Origin of the sequence: Lentzea miocenica (assembly GCF_033949945.1) — a bacterium.
Lineage (GTDB): Bacteria > Actinomycetota > Actinomycetes > Mycobacteriales > Pseudonocardiaceae > Lentzea > Lentzea miocenica.
Genome location: NZ_JAXAVW010000056.1, coordinates 19,616 through 38,452 on the forward strand (window position 1 = coordinate 19,616; position 18,837 = coordinate 38,452).

General features: G+C 65.6%; 22 protein-coding genes. 10 read left to right on the top strand and 12 right to left on the bottom strand.

From position 1 onward, the window contains the following. The first annotated feature begins 21 nt into the window (after positions 1–21). A complete protein-coding gene (locus SK803_RS43535) occupies positions 22–954 on the top strand; it encodes a cobalamin biosynthesis protein (protein WP_319972106.1) in 933 nt (310 codons plus the stop codon). Here SK803_RS43535 and SK803_RS43540 read toward each other — a convergent pair. From SK803_RS43540 to SK803_RS43565, 6 genes are read right to left on the bottom strand one after another with little or no spacing between them, the layout of a single operon-like run. Beyond that, complete coding sequence (locus SK803_RS43540; RefSeq protein WP_319972107.1) at positions 862–1,686, bottom strand: SURF1 family cytochrome oxidase biogenesis protein; 825 nt, start codon at positions 1,684–1,686, stop codon at positions 862–864. The two genes, SK803_RS43535 and SK803_RS43540, sit on opposite strands and share 93 nt — an antisense overlap. Before the next feature lie 4 nt (positions 1,687–1,690). After that, positions 1,691–2,263, bottom strand: coding sequence for a PIN domain-containing protein (locus tag SK803_RS43545; RefSeq protein ID WP_319972108.1), 573 nt, complete (start codon positions 2,261–2,263; stop codon positions 1,691–1,693). Continuing rightward, positions 2,264–2,722 (bottom strand): helix-turn-helix domain-containing protein, encoded by a 459-nt coding sequence (locus tag SK803_RS43550; protein ID WP_319972109.1) that lies wholly within the window; start codon positions 2,720–2,722, stop codon positions 2,264–2,266. A 58-nt stretch (positions 2,723–2,780) separates the two neighbouring features. After that, the gene (locus SK803_RS43555) at positions 2,781–3,332 is read right to left on the bottom strand and encodes a DUF1349 domain-containing protein (protein WP_319972110.1); all 552 of its coding nucleotides are present in this window, start codon (positions 3,330–3,332) and stop codon (positions 2,781–2,783) included. Positions 3,333–3,375: 43 nt separating this feature from the next. After that, the gene (locus SK803_RS43560; RefSeq protein WP_319972111.1) at positions 3,376–3,642 is read right to left on the bottom strand and encodes a hypothetical protein; all 267 of its coding nucleotides are present in this window, start codon (positions 3,640–3,642) and stop codon (positions 3,376–3,378) included. 57 nt (positions 3,643–3,699) lie between these two features. Continuing rightward, the gene (locus SK803_RS43565) at positions 3,700–4,158 is read right to left on the bottom strand and encodes a low molecular weight protein-tyrosine-phosphatase (protein ID WP_319972112.1); all 459 of its coding nucleotides are present in this window, start codon (positions 4,156–4,158) and stop codon (positions 3,700–3,702) included. A 128-nt stretch (positions 4,159–4,286) separates the two neighbouring features. Here SK803_RS43565 and SK803_RS43570 point away from each other — a divergent pair, with 128 nt between their 5' ends. The 7 genes from SK803_RS43570 to SK803_RS43600 all read left to right on the top strand — a co-directional run bounded on the left by SK803_RS43570 (position 4,287) and on the right by SK803_RS43600 (position 9,519). Continuing rightward, complete coding sequence (locus tag SK803_RS43570; protein ID WP_319972113.1) at positions 4,287–4,733, top strand: PASTA domain-containing protein; 447 nt, start codon at positions 4,287–4,289, stop codon at positions 4,731–4,733. A gap of 67 nt (positions 4,734–4,800) precedes the next feature. Then, complete coding sequence (locus SK803_RS43575; RefSeq protein ID WP_030472678.1) at positions 4,801–5,007, top strand: hypothetical protein; 207 nt, start codon at positions 4,801–4,803, stop codon at positions 5,005–5,007. 37 nt (positions 5,008–5,044) lie between these two features. Further along, positions 5,045–6,040, top strand: a complete 996-nt coding sequence (cobC, locus tag SK803_RS43580; protein ID WP_319972115.1) for an Rv2231c family pyridoxal phosphate-dependent protein CobC — start codon at positions 5,045–5,047, stop codon at positions 6,038–6,040. Continuing rightward, positions 6,037–7,080, top strand: a complete 1,044-nt coding sequence (locus SK803_RS43585) for a Nif3-like dinuclear metal center hexameric protein (protein WP_319972116.1) — start codon at positions 6,037–6,039, stop codon at positions 7,078–7,080. The genes cobC and SK803_RS43585 overlap by 4 nt, the downstream gene beginning before the upstream one ends. Continuing rightward, positions 7,077–7,814: a zinc ribbon domain-containing protein gene (locus tag SK803_RS43590; protein WP_319972117.1), complete on the top strand. Its 738-nt coding sequence runs from the start codon at positions 7,077–7,079 to the stop codon at positions 7,812–7,814. The genes SK803_RS43585 and SK803_RS43590 overlap by 4 nt, the downstream gene beginning before the upstream one ends. A 116-nt stretch (positions 7,815–7,930) precedes the next feature. Beyond that, the gene (locus SK803_RS43595) at positions 7,931–8,689 is read left to right on the top strand and encodes an alpha/beta fold hydrolase (protein WP_319972118.1); all 759 of its coding nucleotides are present in this window, start codon (positions 7,931–7,933) and stop codon (positions 8,687–8,689) included. A gap of 44 nt (positions 8,690–8,733) precedes the next feature. Continuing rightward, positions 8,734–9,519, top strand: a complete 786-nt coding sequence (locus SK803_RS43600; RefSeq protein WP_319972119.1) for a MerR family transcriptional regulator — start codon at positions 8,734–8,736, stop codon at positions 9,517–9,519. A gap of 14 nt (positions 9,520–9,533) precedes the next feature. Here SK803_RS43600 and SK803_RS43605 read toward each other — a convergent pair whose 3' ends face one another. The 4 genes from SK803_RS43605 to SK803_RS43620 all read right to left on the bottom strand — a co-directional run bounded on the left by SK803_RS43605 (position 9,534) and on the right by SK803_RS43620 (position 12,259). Then, positions 9,534–10,433, bottom strand: a complete 900-nt coding sequence (locus SK803_RS43605) for an NADP-dependent oxidoreductase (RefSeq protein ID WP_319972120.1) — start codon at positions 10,431–10,433, stop codon at positions 9,534–9,536. An 89-nt stretch (positions 10,434–10,522) separates the two neighbouring features. Beyond that, on the bottom strand, positions 10,523–10,792 hold the full coding sequence (locus tag SK803_RS43610; protein ID WP_319972121.1) for a zf-HC2 domain-containing protein: 270 nt from the start codon (positions 10,790–10,792) through the stop codon (positions 10,523–10,525). Positions 10,793–10,920: 128 nt separating this feature from the next. Continuing rightward, the gene (locus SK803_RS43615) at positions 10,921–11,574 is read right to left on the bottom strand and encodes a hypothetical protein (protein WP_319972122.1); all 654 of its coding nucleotides are present in this window, start codon (positions 11,572–11,574) and stop codon (positions 10,921–10,923) included. Positions 11,575–11,608: 34 nt separating this feature from the next. After that, a complete protein-coding gene (locus SK803_RS43620) occupies positions 11,609–12,259 on the bottom strand; it encodes an RNA polymerase sigma factor (protein ID WP_319972123.1) in 651 nt (216 codons plus the stop codon). Positions 12,260–13,071: 812 nt separating this feature from the next. Here SK803_RS43620 and SK803_RS43625 point away from each other — a divergent pair. Together SK803_RS43625 and SK803_RS43630 are read left to right on the top strand one after the other, a co-directional pair. After that, positions 13,072–14,364, top strand: coding sequence for a hypothetical protein (locus tag SK803_RS43625; RefSeq protein ID WP_319972124.1), 1,293 nt, complete (start codon positions 13,072–13,074; stop codon positions 14,362–14,364). 126 nt (positions 14,365–14,490) lie between these two features. After that, positions 14,491–17,394, top strand: a complete 2,904-nt coding sequence (locus SK803_RS43630) for a hypothetical protein (RefSeq protein ID WP_319972125.1) — start codon at positions 14,491–14,493, stop codon at positions 17,392–17,394. A 99-nt stretch (positions 17,395–17,493) separates the two neighbouring features. On the opposite strand, the gene SK803_RS43635 is transcribed toward SK803_RS43630, so the two are convergent. Further along, the gene (locus SK803_RS43635) at positions 17,494–18,336 is read right to left on the bottom strand and encodes a DUF5753 domain-containing protein (protein WP_319972126.1); all 843 of its coding nucleotides are present in this window, start codon (positions 18,334–18,336) and stop codon (positions 17,494–17,496) included. Positions 18,337–18,453: 117 nt separating this feature from the next. Then, positions 18,454–18,837: Scr1 family TA system antitoxin-like transcriptional regulator (locus SK803_RS43640; protein WP_319972127.1), on the bottom strand; the 384-nt coding region annotated here is incomplete at its 5' end.

The window sequence follows — 18,837 nt, forward strand, 5'->3', positions numbered from 1 at the left end:
CTTCGAGCTGGGGAGGATGCCGTGGCGGCGGGGCGCGCGTTGGGGTTGTTGCTGGGCGTGGCGGCGGACGCGGTGTTCGGTGATCCACGCCGATTTCACCCGGTAGCGGCATTCGGAACCTCCGCGGCGGCCCTCGAGAAGCGTCTTTACGCCGACTCACAGGCCGCTGGTGTCGCCTACACGGCCGTACTGGTCGGTGGGACCGTGGCCGCCGGTGTCGCCGTTGAGCGGCTGGCTCGCAAGCACTGGCTGACGCAAACGGTGACCACGGCGCTGGCGACCTGGGCGGTGCTCGGCGGCAACTCGCTGGCGACCGAGGGCACCTCGATGGGCCGTGAGCTGGACGCCGGCGACATCGATGCCGCGCGTGCCCGGCTGCCTCACCTGTGCGGCCGTGACGCAGCCCGGCTGGACACGTTCGGACTGGCGCGCGCGACCGTGGAGTCCGTGGCCGAGAACACGTCAGACGCCGTCGTGGCGCCGTTGGTGTGGGGCGCTGCTTTCGGCGTGCCCGGCCTTCTCGGCTACCGCGCGGCGAACACCCTTGACGCGATGGTGGGCCACAAGTCGCCTCGGTATCGGCGCTTCGGCTGGGCCTCGGCCCGGTTGGACGACGTGCTGAACCTGCTGCCGTCGCGCCTGGCGGCGTTGCTGACCGTGGGTGGCGCGCCGGTCGTCGGCGGATCCGCCGGCCAGGCCTTGGAGACGTGGCGGCGTGACGCGTCCGCGCACCCGTCGCCCAACGCCGGGCAGGTCGAGGCGGCGTTCGCGGGCGCGTTGGAGATCAGGCTGGGCGGCCGGACCGTGTACTCGCACGGCGTCGAGGAGCGCCCGGTGCTCGGCCACGGCCGCAACCCGGACTCAGGTCACGTGACGCGTGCCGTGGAGCTGTCCCGCGTCGTCGGCTTCTCCGCGGCTCTCGTCAGCGCTTTCGTCGCCATCTTCCGCAAGTAGCTCGGCGATCGACTTCTTGCGCGGCTTCTTGCTGCTCTCGTGCAGCACGCCGCCCGGCCGTGCCTCGCGAACGGTGAAGTACAGCCAGCCGCCGACCGCCATCACCCCGAACGCGATCCACTGCAGCGCGTAGGAGAAGTACGGCCCCGACTCGATCCGGGGCAGCGGCAGCGTGTCGAGCGCGCCCGGCTGGTCCTCGACGAGCTGGTAGTAGCCCGGCTCGATGTTCTGGCCGACCGCGTCGTTGTTGATCGAGTAGATCTGCTTCCGGCCGTCCTGCTCGAACGCGGGCTGGGCGTTCGACTCGTTCGGCCTGGCCAGCCCGATGAGGGTGACCTCGCCGGTCGGCGGGCTCGCGAAGTCCGGCGGCTTGATGCCGTTGATCGGGCGCACGTAGCCGCGGTCGATGAGGATGGTCTGGCCGTTCTGCGTCTTGAACGGCGTGATCACCTCGAACGCGGCCTCGCCCTGGACGGTCCGCAGGCGGGCGAGCGCTTCGAGTTCGGGCAGGTAGCGGCCCTTGATCTCGACCTTCTGCCACTCGTCGTGCCGTGCGCCGAACGGGACCGGGTCGCTCTTGAGCGACTTGGTGATGGCGGAGTTCTGCGCCTGGCGTTCGTCGTTGCGGCCGAACTGCCACGGGGACAGCAGGTAGATGCAGGCGCCCGCGAACACCCAGACGGCCAGGGTCAGCGCCAGCCAGCCCGGCTTGAGGAGGAACTTGAACCGCACGTCCTCACGGTAGATGACTGTTCAGAGCGCCCGGAGTTCGGCCACTGACTGCACCAGTCCACACCCGTTCGAGCGAGATGAGGACGTCCCCGATCGTGCCGGGAGGAGTGCGCCAGGAGTTGGCGATCTGCTGGACGCAGCTCCACACCACCTTGGCGTCGAGCCCGATCTGGTCGCAGACGAAGTCGTCCGCGTCCTTGGGGTCGATGTCCCACTGGCGCAGCGATCGCGCCGGGAAGTCCTTGAGGTTGTTGGTCACGATCACCTGCGCGCGAGCCCTGATCGCGGCCGCGAGCACGTGGCGGTCGTCCGGATCGGGCAGGTCCAATGCGGAGATCAACGGCTCGTAGCCCGTGACCATGCAGTCGCGGATCGACGTCATCATCAGTGACCGGGTACGCGCGAGCTGCTCGTCGGAGAGGTCCGGCCGGTTCGCCCGGAGGCTGCGGAACACCTCGTCGAGGATCTGATCGGTCCACTTCGCTTGCACGAGCCCTGCTGCCGCGATCCGGATGAGCAGGTCTCGCAGAGTGCTCGGATAGAGGACATTGGCGTCGTAGAGGACGACGAAACTCACTCAGGCCATGCCCATCTCTTGCGTGAGCGCCGACAACTCGTCCGCGGCTCGCCGCCGCCGCTGATCGTCGTTGCGCATGTACTCCACCAGCGAGGCAGCCTTGATCCGGCGGTGCTTGCCCACCTTGCGGTACTCGATCTCGCCCGCGTCGAGCAGACCGATCAGGTACGGACGTGACACGTTCAACAGATCCGCGGCCTGCTGGGTGGTCAGCTCGGCGTCGGCCGGCACGACCGAAACGCCGTGACCAGCGGCCATGTAGGCCAGGATCTGGGCCAGAAGTTCGACGGCGCCGCGCGGCAGCACCAGCACGTCGTCGGTCTCTTCACCCCTGACGCGAACGTCGCCCTCGTCGTCCTGGTGGTCGCGCAGATACGCCTTCACCCTGGTCAGCGCGGTGTGGGCGGTGACAACGTCGTCATCGTCAGGCTGGACCGCTCTCAGTGCTGCGGAACTCATCGCTCTCCCTCCTCCACTGTTCGAAGTATCCGCAGTATTCGAAGCAAACGCAACGCCGCTAACGGGTGAGCTGGACCTCGTGGAACTGGGTCACGAACCCGTCGCCCTCCGGGCTCGCCGCCATGATCCCGGCCTTGGCCTCGGCTGCCGGCGGGAAGAAGGCCTTGCGCAGCAGCTTCGAGGGTTCCTCGCCGTCGATCCCGTACCTCACCCACACCGCGTCGCCCTTGCGTTCCGCGCTGATCGTGAACCGTTCGAAGGCGGGCGTCAGCGCGAGGTTCCAGTCCGAGAAACCCCTGGTCACGACCGTGCTCGCCTGCTGCTTCCCGTCGAACACCTCGACGCCGGCCTTGATCCAGTTCTCGCCGTCGATCAGCAGCCCGACGCCGGCGTGGTCGTACTGCGCCGCATACTCGCCGCTGAAGGTCGCGGTGATGGTGAAGTCGCCGGTCAGGCTCAGGCCGTAGAGGTGGCCGTTGTCGCGGATGATGCCGTTGCCGGTGAGGCGCCAGAAGTCGCTGCTGGGGTCGGCGTGCACAGTCAGGGGGTCGGTCGACCACTGCCGCGGTTCGTTCAGCCACGTCCAGCCGGTGAGGTCCATGAACCTCATCCTGGCACGCTCTACCTGCGGGAACGACCGCTTGGCGACCGCACTAATCGGTCCAGCCGATCACCTTGGCCGATGAGCCGGGCCGGTGTCGGTGCATCGAGGTGATGACTACGCGCTGGCCCGTTCCTTCGATCTGGCGGAGCTTGCGACGTGCTACCTCCGCAGCGGTGACGTCGATGAAGGCGTGCGCGCGGCGACGAGGTCGTTGAACCTCGTCGACCAGCTGAACAGCAGACGTGCCCGCGACCGCCTGGAGCCGTTGGAACGTGCGGCCAGGCGCGGCGGTGCGGAAACCCTTGGTCTTGTGCACCGGATCACAGATGTTCGCGGGCGAAAGGTCACAGCTTCCTGAAGAAGCGCGCGGGCCTCAGAGCTGCTCGCGGACCCATGCGATCAGCCCCGGCATCGACGCCTCGATCATCACCAGCACGTCGGTGAACCCGGAATCGTCGCCGTAGTAGGGATCCGGCACGTCCACGTCGTCGGCGTCCGGGTCGAACGAGCGCAGCAGCCGGACTCGATCGGGGTCGACCATCCGGCGCAACGCCCGTGCGTGGCCGGAGTCGAGTGCCACCAGCAGGTCCGCCGCCAAGTGCAGGTCGCCTACCTGTGCGGCCACGTGATCGGTCGGGTATCCGTTGTCCGCCAACGTCTTCAGCGCTCGTGGGTCGGCCGGGTCGCCGACGTGCCACCCACCGGTGCCGGCACTGGACACGGTGACGGAAGAGGACAGTCCCTCGCGCGACAGCCATTCTCGGAAGACGAGTGCTGCCACTGGGGACCGGCAGATGTTGCCGGTGCAGACGAACGAGACGTGGACCTGCATATCGCGCAGCCTAAGGGATTTGGTTACGGAAACCGTCCAACCGGGTGGTGTTCGTGCACCCTGGGTAACGAGAGTGCGTTGTGATTCGACGGACCGGCCGAACTCGCCGGACCACTTTGGAGCTCACGATGGCGTTCGCCGTGCGGTACCTGAACAGGAAGAACTTGCAGCTCGCGGCCGGGGTGGCGGTTGCGCTGGCGGCGCTCGGTGCCTGTGTGCCGCAGCAAGGTGCCGCTCCCGCGCAGTCGTCGGTGAGCGCTCCTGCCCTTGCCGCCACGACGACTTCCGCCACTGCGCCCGTCCCGCCGACGTCCGCCGCGCCTGTCCCGCCGGTGCCCGTCGCCGCCGCCAAGACGTGCACCGTTCCGAACGTGGTCGGCATGGTGCACCAGTACGCTCAGGACACGATGCAGGCCGCAGGTCTCTACGTGCTGCGGGAGCAAGATGCGACGGGCCGTGGTCGCATGCTCGTGCTTGATCGAAACTGGGAGACAACGGCGCAAAGCGTGCCCGCCGGCGAAGTCGTCGACTGCACCACAGCGATCACTTTGTCGGCCAAGAAGATCGGCGAGTGAGCACCGCCGCACGGTAACGCTCAACCGCTGTCGCAAGATGTACGGACAAACGACATGGAGGCCGCCCATGCAGACAGGTACCGACGTGCCCCCGCAACGGGAGATCATCGGGTGCACCGATGCCCTCGGGCGCCGTCGTGCGTTCGAGGTGTACCTCAACGAGAAGGGTCGCGTCTGCTTCCGCACCCCGCCCGGTGAGTCCGCGCAGCTCGACGCCTTCCAGCTGGACGAGCTGATCAGCCACCTCACCGAGCTCCGCCGCTACATGCAGTGACGCAGGGCTCTGAGCTGGTCGCCTAGAATCCGAGGCGATGACCAGCCCAGACCTGCGCCACCACGGTGACGTCGACGCCGCGCCAGGCCTTGCCGACTTCGCCGTCAACGTGCGGGTGCCGCACCCGCCCGATTGGCTGCGCGCACGGCTGGCCGCGGCGCTCGACGGCCTTGGCCGTTATCCCTCCAAGCAGGCTGAAGAGCGCGCCCGTGAGGCCGTCGCACGCCGTCACGGGCGCTCGCCTGACGAGGTTCTGCTGCTCAACGGTGCCGCTGAGGGCTTCGCGCTGCTTCCGAAGCTCTCGCCGCGCCGGGCGGCGATCGTGCATCCGGGCTTCACCGAGCCCGAAGTGGCGTTCCGCGACGCCGGAATTCCGGTGGAACACGTGCTGCTCGACGGCGACTTCCAGCTGCGCGACGTGCGGACGGACGCCGACCTCACCGTCATCGGCAACCCCACGAACCCCACGTCGGTGCTGCACGCGGCCGCCAGGATCAAGCAGCTGCCCGGCCGGCTGGTCGTCGACGAGGCGTTCATGGACGCCGTGCCCGGTGAGCCGGAGTCGCTCGCGCGGGACCCCGAAGTGCTCGTTCTGCGCAGCCTCACCAAGACGTGGGGCCTGGCCGGGCTGCGGGCCGGGTACTTCCTCGGCGATCCGGGGACTCTCGAACGGCTGGCGCACGGCCGTCCGCACTGGCCCGTCGGCAGCCTGACGCTGGAGGCGATCACGGCGTGCTGCGAGCCGGAGGCGCTGGAGGCCTCTGCTCAGTTCGCCGCGGAGGCCGAGGCGCACGCCGCGTACGCCTTGGAGCAGCTCCAAGGTCTGGTCGTGGTACCTCCGAAAGCGCCGTTCCTGCTGATCAGGGCACCGAAGGGGGCGCGGGAGGCGTTGCGGGACAAGGGGATCGCGGTACGCCGGTGCGACACGTTCCCCGGACTCGACGACACGTACCTGCGCGTGGCGATCAGGCCGCCGAAGGAGTTCGCGGTGTTCGTGGACGCGCTGCGGGTAGTGATGGAGGAACTGGCTTGAAGCTCGCCGACGTGATCGCGGTGCTGGAGTCCGCGTATCCGCCGAAGACCGCCGAGAAGTGGGATGCGGTCGGCCTGGTCTGCGGCGACCCGGACGACGACGTCACCAGGGTCCTGGTCTGCGTCGACCCGACGAAGTCCACTGTGGACGAGGCGGTGGCCGCTGGGGCGCAGCTCGTGCTGGCTCATCACCCGCTGCTTCTCAAAGGCGTCAACGGTGTTCCGGCCGACGATCCCAAGGGCGCGTTGGTGCACAAGCTGATCCGGAACCGCTCCGCCTTGTATTGCGCGCACACCAACGCGGACAGCGCGTTGCCGGGCGTCTCGGACGCGCTCGCGAACGCCATCGGGCTCACCATCACCGGACCGCTCGACGCCGCGCCGCGCACTCCGGCGGACGTGCTGACGACCTCCGTGCCGGCGACGGGCGGGGAGCACGTGATCAAGGCGCTGACCGACGCGGGTGCCGACGTGATCGGCCTCGACGGCACGCGCCTCGAACTGGTCCTGCCGCGCTCACGCCGCAACGCCGTCCTCAACGCCCTCGAAGCGGCCCGCCAGGACGACGAGACCGGTTTCACCCTGCACGAGATGGCGGACCTGCCGGGCGCCACCGGTCTGGGTCGCATCGGCGAGCTGCCGGAGGCCGAACCGCTGAGGGTCTTCGCCCAGCGCGTGGCCGACGCGTTGCCCGCCACGATCCAGGGCGTGCGGGCCGCCGGCGACCCGGAACGCCTGATCAAACGGGTCGCGGTGTGCGGTGGCGCGGGCGACAGCTTCCTGGGCGCGGTGCGGCGCGCGGGGGTCGACGCCTACGTCACGGCCGACCTGCGTCACCACCCGGCGAGCGAGCACGTCGAGTCCGGCGGGCCCGCGTTGGTGGACGTGGCGCACTGGGCCAGCGAGTGGCCGTGGTGCGAGCAGGCGGCGGAGATCCTGCGGGATGCCTTCGGCGGTAGGGTCGACGTACTCGTCTCCACCCGCCGGACCGACCCGTGGACCGTCGGTGCGACGAGCTCAGCAGTAGGAGGACATGCGTGAAAGCCGATCCCGCAGTGCAGCGCAGGCTGCTCGACCTGGCTCAGGTCGATGCCGAACTGGCGCGTGTCACCCACCGTCGCCGCACGCTGCCCGAAATCGCGGAGATCGCCGAGGCCGAGCAGCAGCTGCGCGCGAAGCAGGACGCGCTGGTGGCCGTCGAGACGACGCTCACCGACCTCGACCGCGACGTGAAGCGCGCGGAGACCGAGATCGACCAGGTGCGAGCCCGCGGGGAACGTGACCGCAAGCTCATGCAGTCCGGCTCGGTCGGCGCCAAGCAGCTCACCGAGCTCGAACACGAGCTCGCCACCATCCAGCGTCGTCAGGGCATCCTCGAGGACGACCTGCTGGAACTGATGGAACGCCGCGAGGCCGTGGACGCCGACGCCTCGTTCGCCCGCGTCGAGCTCGACAAGGCCCGCGAGACCCTCGAAGACGCCAGCCGCCGTCGTGACGCGGCCCTCTCCGACCTCGAGACGACCGAGACCAGGCGCGTCGCCGACCGCGTGACGATGGCCAAGGGCTTCCCGGACGACCTGTTGAAGGCCTACGACCGTCAGCGCGAGCAGCGCGGCATCGGTGCGGCCCTCATCCAGTCCCGCCGTTGCGGCGCGTGCCGGATCGAGCTGGACCGCAACGCGGTGTCGAAGCTGAAGGACGCGGCGGCCGACGAGGTCGTGCGCTGCGAGGAGTGCGGCGCCATCCTGGTCCGGACCACGGAGTCGGGCCTGTAGTTCGCGTCTTCAACGAGAAAGGGGCTGTCCGGAACGGGCAGCCCCTTTCTCGTCATCGCGGTGTCGCCGGTGAACGTCTTGACCTTGACCCGAGGTCAGGGTGGACGCTGCATCGCATGACCACCTCACCCCGCACCGGCATGGTGCCCGTCGACGACACGGCCCTCGCGTTCACCGACACCGGTGGCCCCGGCCGTTCGGTGCTCTACCTCAACGGTTCCTATGCCAGCCAACGGTCCTGGCGCCCGGTGATCGCCGAACTGGGCACCGGGTGGAGGCACATCACCTACGACGAACGAGCCCGCGGCGCCTCGAAGCGGTCAGCGGACTACTCCTTCGAAGCGTGCCTGCGTGACGTCGGCGCGATCGTCGCCGCGTCCGATGTGGACAGACCACTCCTGGTCGGCTGGCCCTACGGCGCGGCGCTCGCGGTGCACTGGGCCGCCCGCAACCCGGACCGGGTCGCAGGTGTGGTCGTGGTGGACGGCGCGATGCCGTGGGGCCTGACCGGCGAGGCGAACAGGGAACGGATCCGGCGCATCTTCGGCCGGATGCGGTTCCTGCTGCCGCTCGCGAGCCCGTTCGGCCTGGCGGCCAGGATGACCGCCGCCCAGCACGCCGAGGTCAACATCGAGATCAACGAGATCTGCGCGGCGCTCGACCCGGTACTGGACCGGCTGACCTGCCCGGTCAGCTACGTCCTCGCCACGGGCGCGAACCTCGGTGGGGGGCGCGGAGGAGATGGAGGAGATGCGGGCCACGCTCGATCCGGTGCTTCGCCGCAACCCGCACCTGCGGGTCAGCTCCAAGGTGCCGAGCAACCACACGCAGATCCTGCGCAAGGACTTCCGGGCCGTCGCCACCGCCGTGCGTGAGACGGCCGCGCACTCCACCCGCACGTGAGGCAGGCTGACAGCCGATGAACGGGGTGACGATCGGGCAGGCGGCGACCTTCGTCGGCGTCACGGTCAAGACGGTCCGGCACTACCACAAGCTCGGCCTGGTCAACGAGCCGGAACGGGACAGCTCGGGCTACCGGCGCTACAGCTCGGCCGATCTGACGCGGCTCGTGCAGGTGAGAACTCTGGCCGCCGCAGGCGTGCCGCTGGCGGAGGTCGGCGCGCTGCTCGACTCCGGCCCAGCGTCGTTCGCCGCCTCGGTGGCCGAGGTCGAGCGGCAACTCGTCGAACGGATCGACGAACTGGCCGCGCGACTGCACACCCTGCGCCGGCTGGCCGGCGGCGACCGGGCCCTGCTGCCCGACCGCGCCACGGCGCTGCTGGACGGCATGCCCGGCGTCGGCTTCACCCCGCAGGACGTCACGATCGCCAGGGAGTCCTTCGTGCTGGCCAAAGCCCTGGTCCCGAACGGCTTCGACGACTACCTGGACCAGGTCGAGAACGCCGTGCGGGATCCCCGGTTCGTCGCACTGGTCAGACGCATCGCCGAGGTCCCCGGCTGGGCACCGGACGACCCCCGCGTGCCAGGGCTGGCCGCCGACCTGTCCGGCCACTACCTCGCCAACCCCGAACACCTCAAGATCGTGACCAGCCTGCGGGCCCGCACCGAACCCGGGACGCGGTACCGCCTCATCGCCCACCACGGCGAGGAACCGGACTCGGCCGCGGCCCGTCTGGCCGTGCTCGTCGAGACGAAGCTCCGCGCCGCGGGTGTCCACCTGCCCGGTTCGGACCAGGAGCGCTGACGGCGGCGTGCGCGTCAGAGGGTGATGAGGACCTTGCCTCGGGTGTGGCCGCCCTGCACGTGGGCGTGCGCGTCGGTGGTCTTCTCCAGCGGGTAGCCGGCCTGCACCCGCGGGGTGTAAGCCCCGCTCTCCCCGAGCCGGGAGGCGTCCGCGAGATTGACGGCGGCGTTCGTGTTGCCCGCGATGATCGCGACGCCGAGGGCGGCGGCGCCGAAGTCGGCCACGGTCACGACGCGCGAGGGATCGCCGACGAGAGCGACGATGTCGGCGAGCGAACCAGAGCCGGCGGTGTCCAGCGCGGCGTCGACCCCGGCCGGGGCGACCGCGGTGACCCGCTCGGCCAGACCTTCGCCGTAGGTGACGGGTGTCGCGCCGAGTTCACGGAGGAAGTCGTGGTTGGCCTCGCTCGCGGTGCCGATCACCGTGGCGCCGCGGGCGGCGGCGATCTGCACGGCGGCGGAACCGACGCCGCCGGCGGCACCCTCGACGAGCACCGTCTTGCCGGCGAGGTCACCGAGGGCGTTGAGGGAGGCGATGGCGGTGGCGGAGACGAGGCCGGCCGCGGCTGCCTGCTCCATCGTCCAGGTGCTGGGCACGGGCGCCCAGGCGGTGAGCACCGCGTGTTCGGCGACGGTGCCCTGCCCCAGGCCGAACACCCGGTCACCGGACTTGACGCCGGTGACGCCCTCGCCGATCTCGTCGACGACACCGGTGGCGTCGCTCCCGGTGATGGCGGGGAACGTGGTCGGCATGATCTCGGACATGTAGCCGGCCCGGATCTTCCAGTCGATCGGGTTCACGCTCGCGGCCTGGACCCTGATCCGGATCTCTCCAGGTCCGGCGTGCGGAGCCGGCGCGTCCTCGACGGTGAGGACGCGCGGGTCGCCGAACTCGTGGAAACGAACTGCACGCATGGCGGCTGCCTTTCGGCCGAAGGGATTCCCCCAGCTGGGCGGCAACCAGTGTGACCCCGGACGCGGCTTCCGGCGCGTCAGCCCGGGAGTCAGGACGTGCCGCAGCCGGCAATCCATCTCGGTTCCCGTGCCACGACCGTGGAGAGGAAGGGTCGCTCCGTGCACGGGCGCTGCCCGGCCGCGAGGATGTCCGCTCTGAGCTCCTGGAGGTAAAGGGCGCCGGGCATCAAGTCCACGAGCTCCCCACGGCAGTGCGAGCATCGCGTGCTGTGCTGCCGGAACTCGTGGGTCTCCTCGGCGGTGAGCATGCCGAGCAGGTAGCTGCCGGCGGACAAAGCGTGCGGACAGGCGTCGGTCACAGGTTCTCCTCCACTTCTGGGCGGCGGAAAAGGGGTGGACGAGCGGCGGCGTGGGGCACAGGCCGCCGCCCGTCCGGAACGGGCGACCCGGTGAGGGGGCAGTCAGGTCGCCCGGATGTCGTGGCGCGTCAGCGGTTCGAGCGGGTGGGTTTGCCAGGCGTGTGGTCGGGCTTGCCGGGCTTCTCGCCGAGCAGGTCGGCGCAGAAGCCGGGCACCCGTTCGGCGCCGCCCGCGGCCGTGATCAAGGCGCTGAACGCCGGGTTGTCGTGCGACTTGCCGTGCTCCGAGCCCGCGCCCCCCGTGTAGGCCTGGCACAGGCCCTTGAGCGACGGCGAGGGAGAGGCGCTGTTGTCCGGCTTCTTCTCCGGCCCCTTCGACGTCGCGGTCGTGGTGGCGGACGTCGTGCTGACGACGTTCGTACTGGCGGGCGTGGCCGGTTCCTCGCGCTGCTGGCCGGGCAGCGTGCCCGCCGCGGCGGCCAGCGCGATGCCGCCGGCGGCCAGCGCCGTGACACCGGCGATCTTCACAGCGAGCAGGTTCGCCAGTGCGGCCTTGAGCATCCGGGGTCTCCATCGCTGAGGGGCGGTAGCGAGACGAGCGTCGCGGAACGCCGCCATGGCGGCCTGCTCACCGGCCAGCTCCTGGTCGCGGGCAGGCGCACCCGCCGCCGCGAGCAGGTCGCTCAGCCGGTCGCTTCCGGCGACCGGCAGCCGGCCGGGCGCATCGCGCAGCAGCTGCTCCGCGGTACGCCGGTCGATGCGACGGGATCGGTGGGTGCTCATCTCATGTCCTTCAGCGTCAGGGCTCGGTTTTTTGTCACTCCGACGATGTCGGCCCTGGTGGAGACGTTGCGGCGAGGAGCTCGGCCAGCGTGCGCAGGCCGCGGTGCGCCGCGGTGCGCACGGCGCCGGCCCGCTTGCCGAGCACCTTGGCCGCGGCCTTCGCGTCCAGGCCCACGACCACCCGCAACAGCACGGCCTCGGCCTGGTCCCGCGGCAGCCTGGCGATCAGTGCCAGCGCGGCGTCGGTGGCCGCGGAGTCCAGCGCCGCCTGAGCCGTGTCCTCCGGCCCAGCGGGCTCGGCGACGTCCTCGACGGTCCCGTGCACGACCGGCCGGCGTTGCTGACGGCGGAGGTGGTCCATCGCACGGTTGCGGGCGATCGTGGTCGCCCAGCCGCGGAACCCGTCAAGGTCCCCGCGGAACGATCCCAGGTCCCGCGCGATCTGCAGCCAGGCGTCGGACGCCACGTCCTCGGCATCGGCTCCGACCAGCACCTGGAGATACCGCAGCAGCTTCGGCTGGATGTCTCGGTAGAGGGCGCGGAAGGCGTCCTCGTCGCCTCCTCGCGCGGCCGCGAGGACCGCGTCCCCAGAGGGGTTTCCGGGACTCGCACGGCGCATCGACCACGTGACACCGGAGATCTCACCGCTGTCGCCGAACCTCGCCGCACTCTGCACGCGCGGCATCCTGAACGACTATTCGTCCAATGCCAAGTCTTCGCCGTCCGGCCGGAGGCGTGCGCGTCCACTGTGGATCGTCCACTCCGCGCAGGTCAGCGGGTGAACTCGGGATCGAGCTGACGTACGACGAAGCAAATGAGGATCTGAGCCGAATCTCGTGGTTGAGCTGTCCCCGGCGCCCCAAGTGATCGCCGTCACCGGGACGGGGTGACCGGAACGTTGCTCGCCGAAGTACGAAAAAGCAGAAGAGGCCGTCTGCGCGACGACCTCTTCTGCTTCACCATCTTCAGTGTCCGAGGACGAAGTCGCACACTATTCACCCACGTAGTCCTTGGCGGGCCCTGAGGAAGCCTAGGTGGCCTGTGCTGCCATGAGGCCCGTCCCGCGGTGGTTGCGCGGGACGGGCCTCTGAGGTCGTCTGTGGGACGGAGAGCTGCGGACATGCATGCCACAGGACGTAGGACAGGGACGTGTTTGGTTGTCCCAGACGTGTGGTGTGCCTCGCTCACGCGCGTTGTGTCGGGAGGGATCGAGCGGGACAGGTCTGCCCGTCGCCTGACGCTTGCCCTGAGCGGGTGCGAAGCGCGACGCTGTCACCGTCAAAGCTGCCCTGGCTGATCCGGGCGCCAACGATGGCACCGCATCCGGGCCGGTACTGGTCGCGCGTCACGAACTTAGACGTCCTTGAAGGGGTGGGGAATGGCCGCGCCCCGTGACCTTGGGTTGCAGCCGGTCTCGATCTGGGTGTCGCAGGTCGCCTCGGGGCTCCCCGGCTGTAACATTTCAGCTCCGCTTCAGCCGAAGGGAGCCAAACGGGCATGGTCTACCTTCGAAGCAACGAGCCGCCGCATGTAGCCTATGGCGCTGCGTCTTTGAGTCACACTGAGGCATCTTCTTCTGCGCTGACGGAGCTGGCAGCGATCAGCAGTGCGACGCCAAAGAAAGGTGACCGGCCAATACATGTGCGAATATCCCACATCGAACATGGCGCCTTCTTGACATTGGCCCTCTATGGGTTTCCGGTACTTATAGCCACTGGCGAGCTCGTTGAAATACCTTCTATCCCGGGTGAGGATCCTGTTCCGCCGGCGATGCGTGTGGTCGCCCCACAAAAATGCGACGAAGCCAACCCGTTTCTGCATGCGGTCGTTGTTAACCACCCGGTTGAGATTCAAATCAAGAACTGTATCGCGATGCTCGCAATGTTGTTGGACAGGCAAGAACTTGTCGACAGTATTGATGGCAATTCATTTTCGCAGCTTGAGGGGTTTGCTGCCAAGGTGGACTCCAAGGCTCTGACGGAAGTCGAAGATCTTCTTAGGAGTGTTGGCTGGCGAGAAGCCGCGAGTAGGATTAAGGCCCGGTCGTCTAGTTCAGGTCGACCTCTAGTTGTCACCTACACCACGGTTTTCATGGATCGCGAGCAGATTGCTCTGCGCACACCCATTTTGCGACGAGTCTACAATCGCTTTCCGGCTGTCCGGGCGGCTGTTGACAATGTTGCGACTTTGTTGAGTCAAGGTATGCATGTGACAGGTGAAGGGCCGGAAGCGATCACAGCTTTTGCGCGCGACTCGCTCGATGTGGGCAGTAACAAAACCTTCCTGGCGCACTTCGCGCGGGATACGATGGTCTGCGGGAACGGCTATTTGTCGTTTGGTGCCATGCCTGACGAAGATACACGACTGCTTCGCCCGGAAAACGTGACAATTATTAGAGACAATATAGTCCGGCTCGAAGAAGGCGGTCGCACGGAGATTCACAGAGGCGTTCTTCGTGCTCAGGGTGCGGAACAACTCGAAGGTGAGTACGGCGTAAGCCCGCTTGAGCCGTTTGTGCAACATCTGATGGAGCATGAAGGTTACGACTACATGCTGAGATTGGAGAAAGCAGCGCGAGAGCAGGGCGCATCCGAAGAGGTGCGTTCAAGCCTAGCCGACGGAGCTCGGGCCGCCGCTAGTGCAATGAAAAGGATCGAGGATCGGATAGATGTTCTTCTCGGCGCGCCATCACGGCTTGGAGTAAAAGTTCCCCCTGAGCTATATTTTGAAGGATGCGAGCAAATGCTGCCTGAAGCTGGTGGTGTTGCAACCGGTGGTCGAGAATCATGATTAATATTCTGATCGGCGGTTGTTGGGGGCTTGGGTATGCGCACTAACAGGCGCCGTCGAACAGGCCCGCTCGTCGGTGACTATTCCTCCGAATTGGCAAGGCTTTCCGTCCTGTCATGGCTGAGGATGCTGTTCGAGGTGTGCAAGACGAGACTTGGCGACAGAGGTTGGCGCTTCAGGTCGGTAGCGAATCGGCTTGCGCCAATCCCATGGGCTTTCGTTGCGGCATTTCTCTTCATTGCTGATCTGGGGCATCGAAGAAAGATTCGCATTGATAGTGACGAAATGATTCGCGAGTCAGAGTCCGTTGTAACAGAGGGGCCGACCGAGCCGGTCCGCCAAGGCTCTGTGCGGGTAGTGGACAAGCGGCGAGTGAGAATGCCCGAAGTCGCCGGCCGCGCAGAGCAGGATCGGGAACTTGATGGCTACCAGCTCAAGCGCGTAGTCGCGAGGATTCAGAACGCGATAGATATCGCTCGGCAAGGCGCATATTGGATTACGGGGAAGTCAGGTCAGTGGGCAGATGAGCTTCGGTGCCCTAAGGATCTGTCGCCAGTCTCTCTTGGGCGGCAAGTTTGGCGCGATCCGCTTGCGCGCGATATGGTTCGGGGTAATCGAAGCGAAACCACGAAATGGCAGTCGATAATCGACTACTCACTTCTTGGCGGCCTCGGCGACTGGCGGGCCTCCGCTTTGATGTGGATCAAGAAGAACGTTACTCAGGCTGAAATCTCTGCGCATCTTGCTCGCGAGCTGGAAACTGGAAAGTTCAGGGCGGCAGGAGAAAAGAAACGTATTCTGTTGCTACGTCTCGTTGGCCATGCGGTTGATGCACTCCCTCAAAATCATGCAGAGGAATACCTATCCATCGCTCTCAGCTACTCGCGAGCTAAGATTGACCCGTATGCGTCCAACCAGCTCGTATTGGTATCTCGTGCTGTTGCTGTGAGTCTTCTTGCGCATCGTCCGGAGTTGGACAAGCAAATTGCCAACACCTTGCTAATTCAGAGCGGGGTCAAGGATTTAACTCACGAATCCTACCTGCCGGTTGAGGCCAAGCTGCTGGCAATTGCGCTGAGAAGCAGGGCTGGTGAAAGCGGTAAGGTAATCGCCAAGCTTGCCAGGCATGTCGGCCTTACCAGTGCGCAGCTTGCAGCAGCCGCCGGCTTGGCGGATGCGGTTGTGGATCGGCCTCCGCGGTTAAGGGTGTACCGCAGCAAGGCTCGTGGTGTGAGTGTTGCCGGGATGTTGGTTCGTAGAATCCTTCCGTGGACTCTCCCTCCGTTGCTGTGTGTCGTCGGCGCACTCTTTGTTAAGCGGCTGGGCGTGAGTGGTGACCCAGGAAGGATGCCGCTTGGCATCGCCGAGTCGATCGCTCTGCTAGCGCTCCTATTGACGGCAAACGTCTTTACCGTACAAATGTCAGCAACCCGATTTTCCGGGCAGATTGCTAGGTTGGCCGGGCAATCATGGACGGTCAACTTCTGCTATTCGGCGTCGCTGGTGCTGGTATGCGTCTCACTCCTATCGCAAGATCAGGTTAAGGAGTTGGCTGGCGTCGCTGGATGGGCTTCATTGCTTGCCTTCTCAGGATATGTTTGCAGCCTATTAATTGCGGTGTTTCTCTTGTTTCGGCGCACGGACCCAGGTCGTGCTGCCGCTGGTTATGTTGAAGCAACGTTGCCATTAGCTAGGGCATCGGGCACTAAACTTGGAAAAACGCAAGCGTGGGCGATCACTCTCCGTGAAGCCCTCAAGAGCGTTCCAGTTGTCAAGTTTTCGTCCGACGCTGTAGTAGGCGAGTGGAGCTATGAAATAACCGCTCGACGTGGTTTCTTCCTTCCTTCACGTTCGCGTATGAGGCGGTTACTTGAGCATGGCGCATTTTCGGACGGCACAAGACTGCGGATCGTTGGCGGGCTTGGGACGATCGTTGATCGTGAAAGCGATGTGGCAGTTCTTGTTCCTTCCAGGAATCAAGATATCAAGGCTGATTTGATTCGCTTGGCGGAGAGATCATTCAGGACATGGTCTAGTGTTGAAGTTGAAGAGATTGCGACAGGCGCTGTTTCCCTGACGCGCCTCATGTTAGAAAATGCTCGATCTGGAGACGTCGGTACAGCCCAGGCAGTGGGGCATCAGATCGTCCACTTGATGCGGGAGCATGTGCTGGCGGCGCGTCGCGGTCGCGCTCGGGCACTTTCGTATGAAGCCCTGCGGGCAGAAGTTGTCAACGTACACAAACTGCGCCCCGAATCGTCGTCGGCAGCAGCGACCCTGCGCGCACGTGACCAGGAAATGGCTCCAGTCGTCCCTGCGCTGAAGGCTGTACTTAGTGTCGCGGTTTCTGAATATTTGAACAACCCGAGCGATCGTATGGATACGCTTGATTCGTTCATCTGGCCACTGTTGTCCATGACGCTTGAGGCAGAAGCAGCGGTCGGAATGGTTGTCTATTCAGTGCCAACCAATCTGGAGAAATCTGGAAGCGGTTCGCATGCGACTACCGAGCTGCTGAGGCAAGCTGGTGTTCGTGCACTCGAATTGCGCTCGCGATCCCTCTTTGAGCAAGTTGTGGATCGATTGAAGGACGTTGCGAAGAACGAGTCTGCAAGGTCGGACGCGGTCGGGATAATTAGTGTCCTTGCAGCGATCGCATGCAGGTTCAATCAGGTGCACTCCATTTACGCGGTCGAGGCGTTTCTTGGTATCCTAGACCGATTGGCTCAGACCAATTCGACAGCCGCAGATACCTCCCGGTTCATTGCCCTCTGGCGGGTGGGGGCTGCAGGTTTGCTTGCCGGAATTCCATCGGTAGCGGTGTATGTCGCACAGCGAATCTATGGCTATGGCTTGGATGAGACGTTAATAGTGATGGGAGGTAGCGAGGAGTACATGGTTTCGGAGATGGGTAGATCAAACCTTCGGGGAATGTACCTAGGTGATAATGCCATGGATGCTCTTGCGAACTACGTGGATTTTGCTAGAGAGCTTTCGAGTGTGTTTAGGCTGCCGCCAAATTCAGCTTAATGGATTTTTGGTAGAGTGAGTTTTGCGCGGGGCGCTCTATGTATCGTGGTGTGCCGTGTGTAGGTACAATTGGTCACACTTTGAATTCTGTGTCGGGTGCTATATTCGCGCGGCGCTGTCTGCGATGAAGGTCAATGTCTCATCTTCTTTCAGCGCGATCGTCTTGAGTGCGAAGAACCGCTCTGTCGCTTGCTCGACTTGAGTGTCGGATTCTATGTATTCGGAACGCAGGTACGTTTCTGTGTACACAACGTCGTTGTGCTGTCGGTGAGGGAAGCTCAACCACGTGAACGGGCAGCTCATCGCGGGATAGGCGTCAGCCGCGTCCAGCACTACCCGAAGACTCACTTCTGGCCGCTGACTCACCTCCATGAGGTGAAGCAATTGTGCTTTTAGCACGCGCCTGCCTCCCACTGCCTGTCGCAGTACCGCTTCTGGGAATATCGCCTCGATGGCAATGGGATCATCGCCGCTTGATCGGGTCGCCCATATTTCCCTGACGCGCGAGAGCTGCGCTGCCTTGGCTGAGTCTTCCCACCGCACTGTTGCTGTCATGTAGTCAGGGAGCTGGAAGACGGCCGGAACAGTTCCTGTGGCGAACATCCTGAGTCGTGTCGCATCGGCAATCAGGAGAGGAAAGTCTTCAGCCGGGTCGAAGATGACAGTCTGCGGCTGGTGGCACGCTCGAAGGTCTGCGGCGTGTTGCGCCTGCGACGTCAGGAACTGCCACTCAGGTGTTGGCACCTTGTAGACGTAGCCCAGCGCCATGATGTCGACGACCATGGAGGGCTGCATGGCGTTTTCCATCATGGACAGCTTGGCGCTGCTGAAGCCGACGCGGTTGCCTGCTTCGAGGAGACTCAAACTGCGGTCATCTCGCCAGCGGCTCAGCGTTCGACCGATGGCACGCTCAAGCGTGGTAGCCCGGAAGTCTTTAGGCATGAAGAGATCGACGCAGTTGCTTCGCTGCGGCTTCGGTGGCCGCGGAACCCAGCGCGTGGGTGCCGGTCTTGGACAACATGTCGGTCACTCTCATATCGGTAGTGATGACCTTCCCGTCTAGAGCGGCGGAAACGGCTCGTCCTCGTTGCTCACGGCCTTGGTCTCAGCGGCCTCTTGCAGGCGCACGCAGCGGCGAGACATCCACTTCATCGACTGGTCCTCGTCGAGGCTGCTGTCGTTGAGCGCCTCGACGACCGCTTCGTACCCCTGGACCGCGTGCTCCTCTTCAGCGAACAGGCTGGAGTTCTCCGTCGTGATCCAGACGAGCGGTTGGTACTTGGGAAACTTGAGCAGCGTGAACGGTCCGGCCATGCCGGCATGCGCACCAGCGGCCACGGGCAGGATCAGGATTCTGATCCGCTTCCAACTTGCCATGCGCATGAGGTGTTGCAGCTGCGCGACCTGCTCCTCGCGGCTGCCGACCTGAAGTCCGAGCGCGAA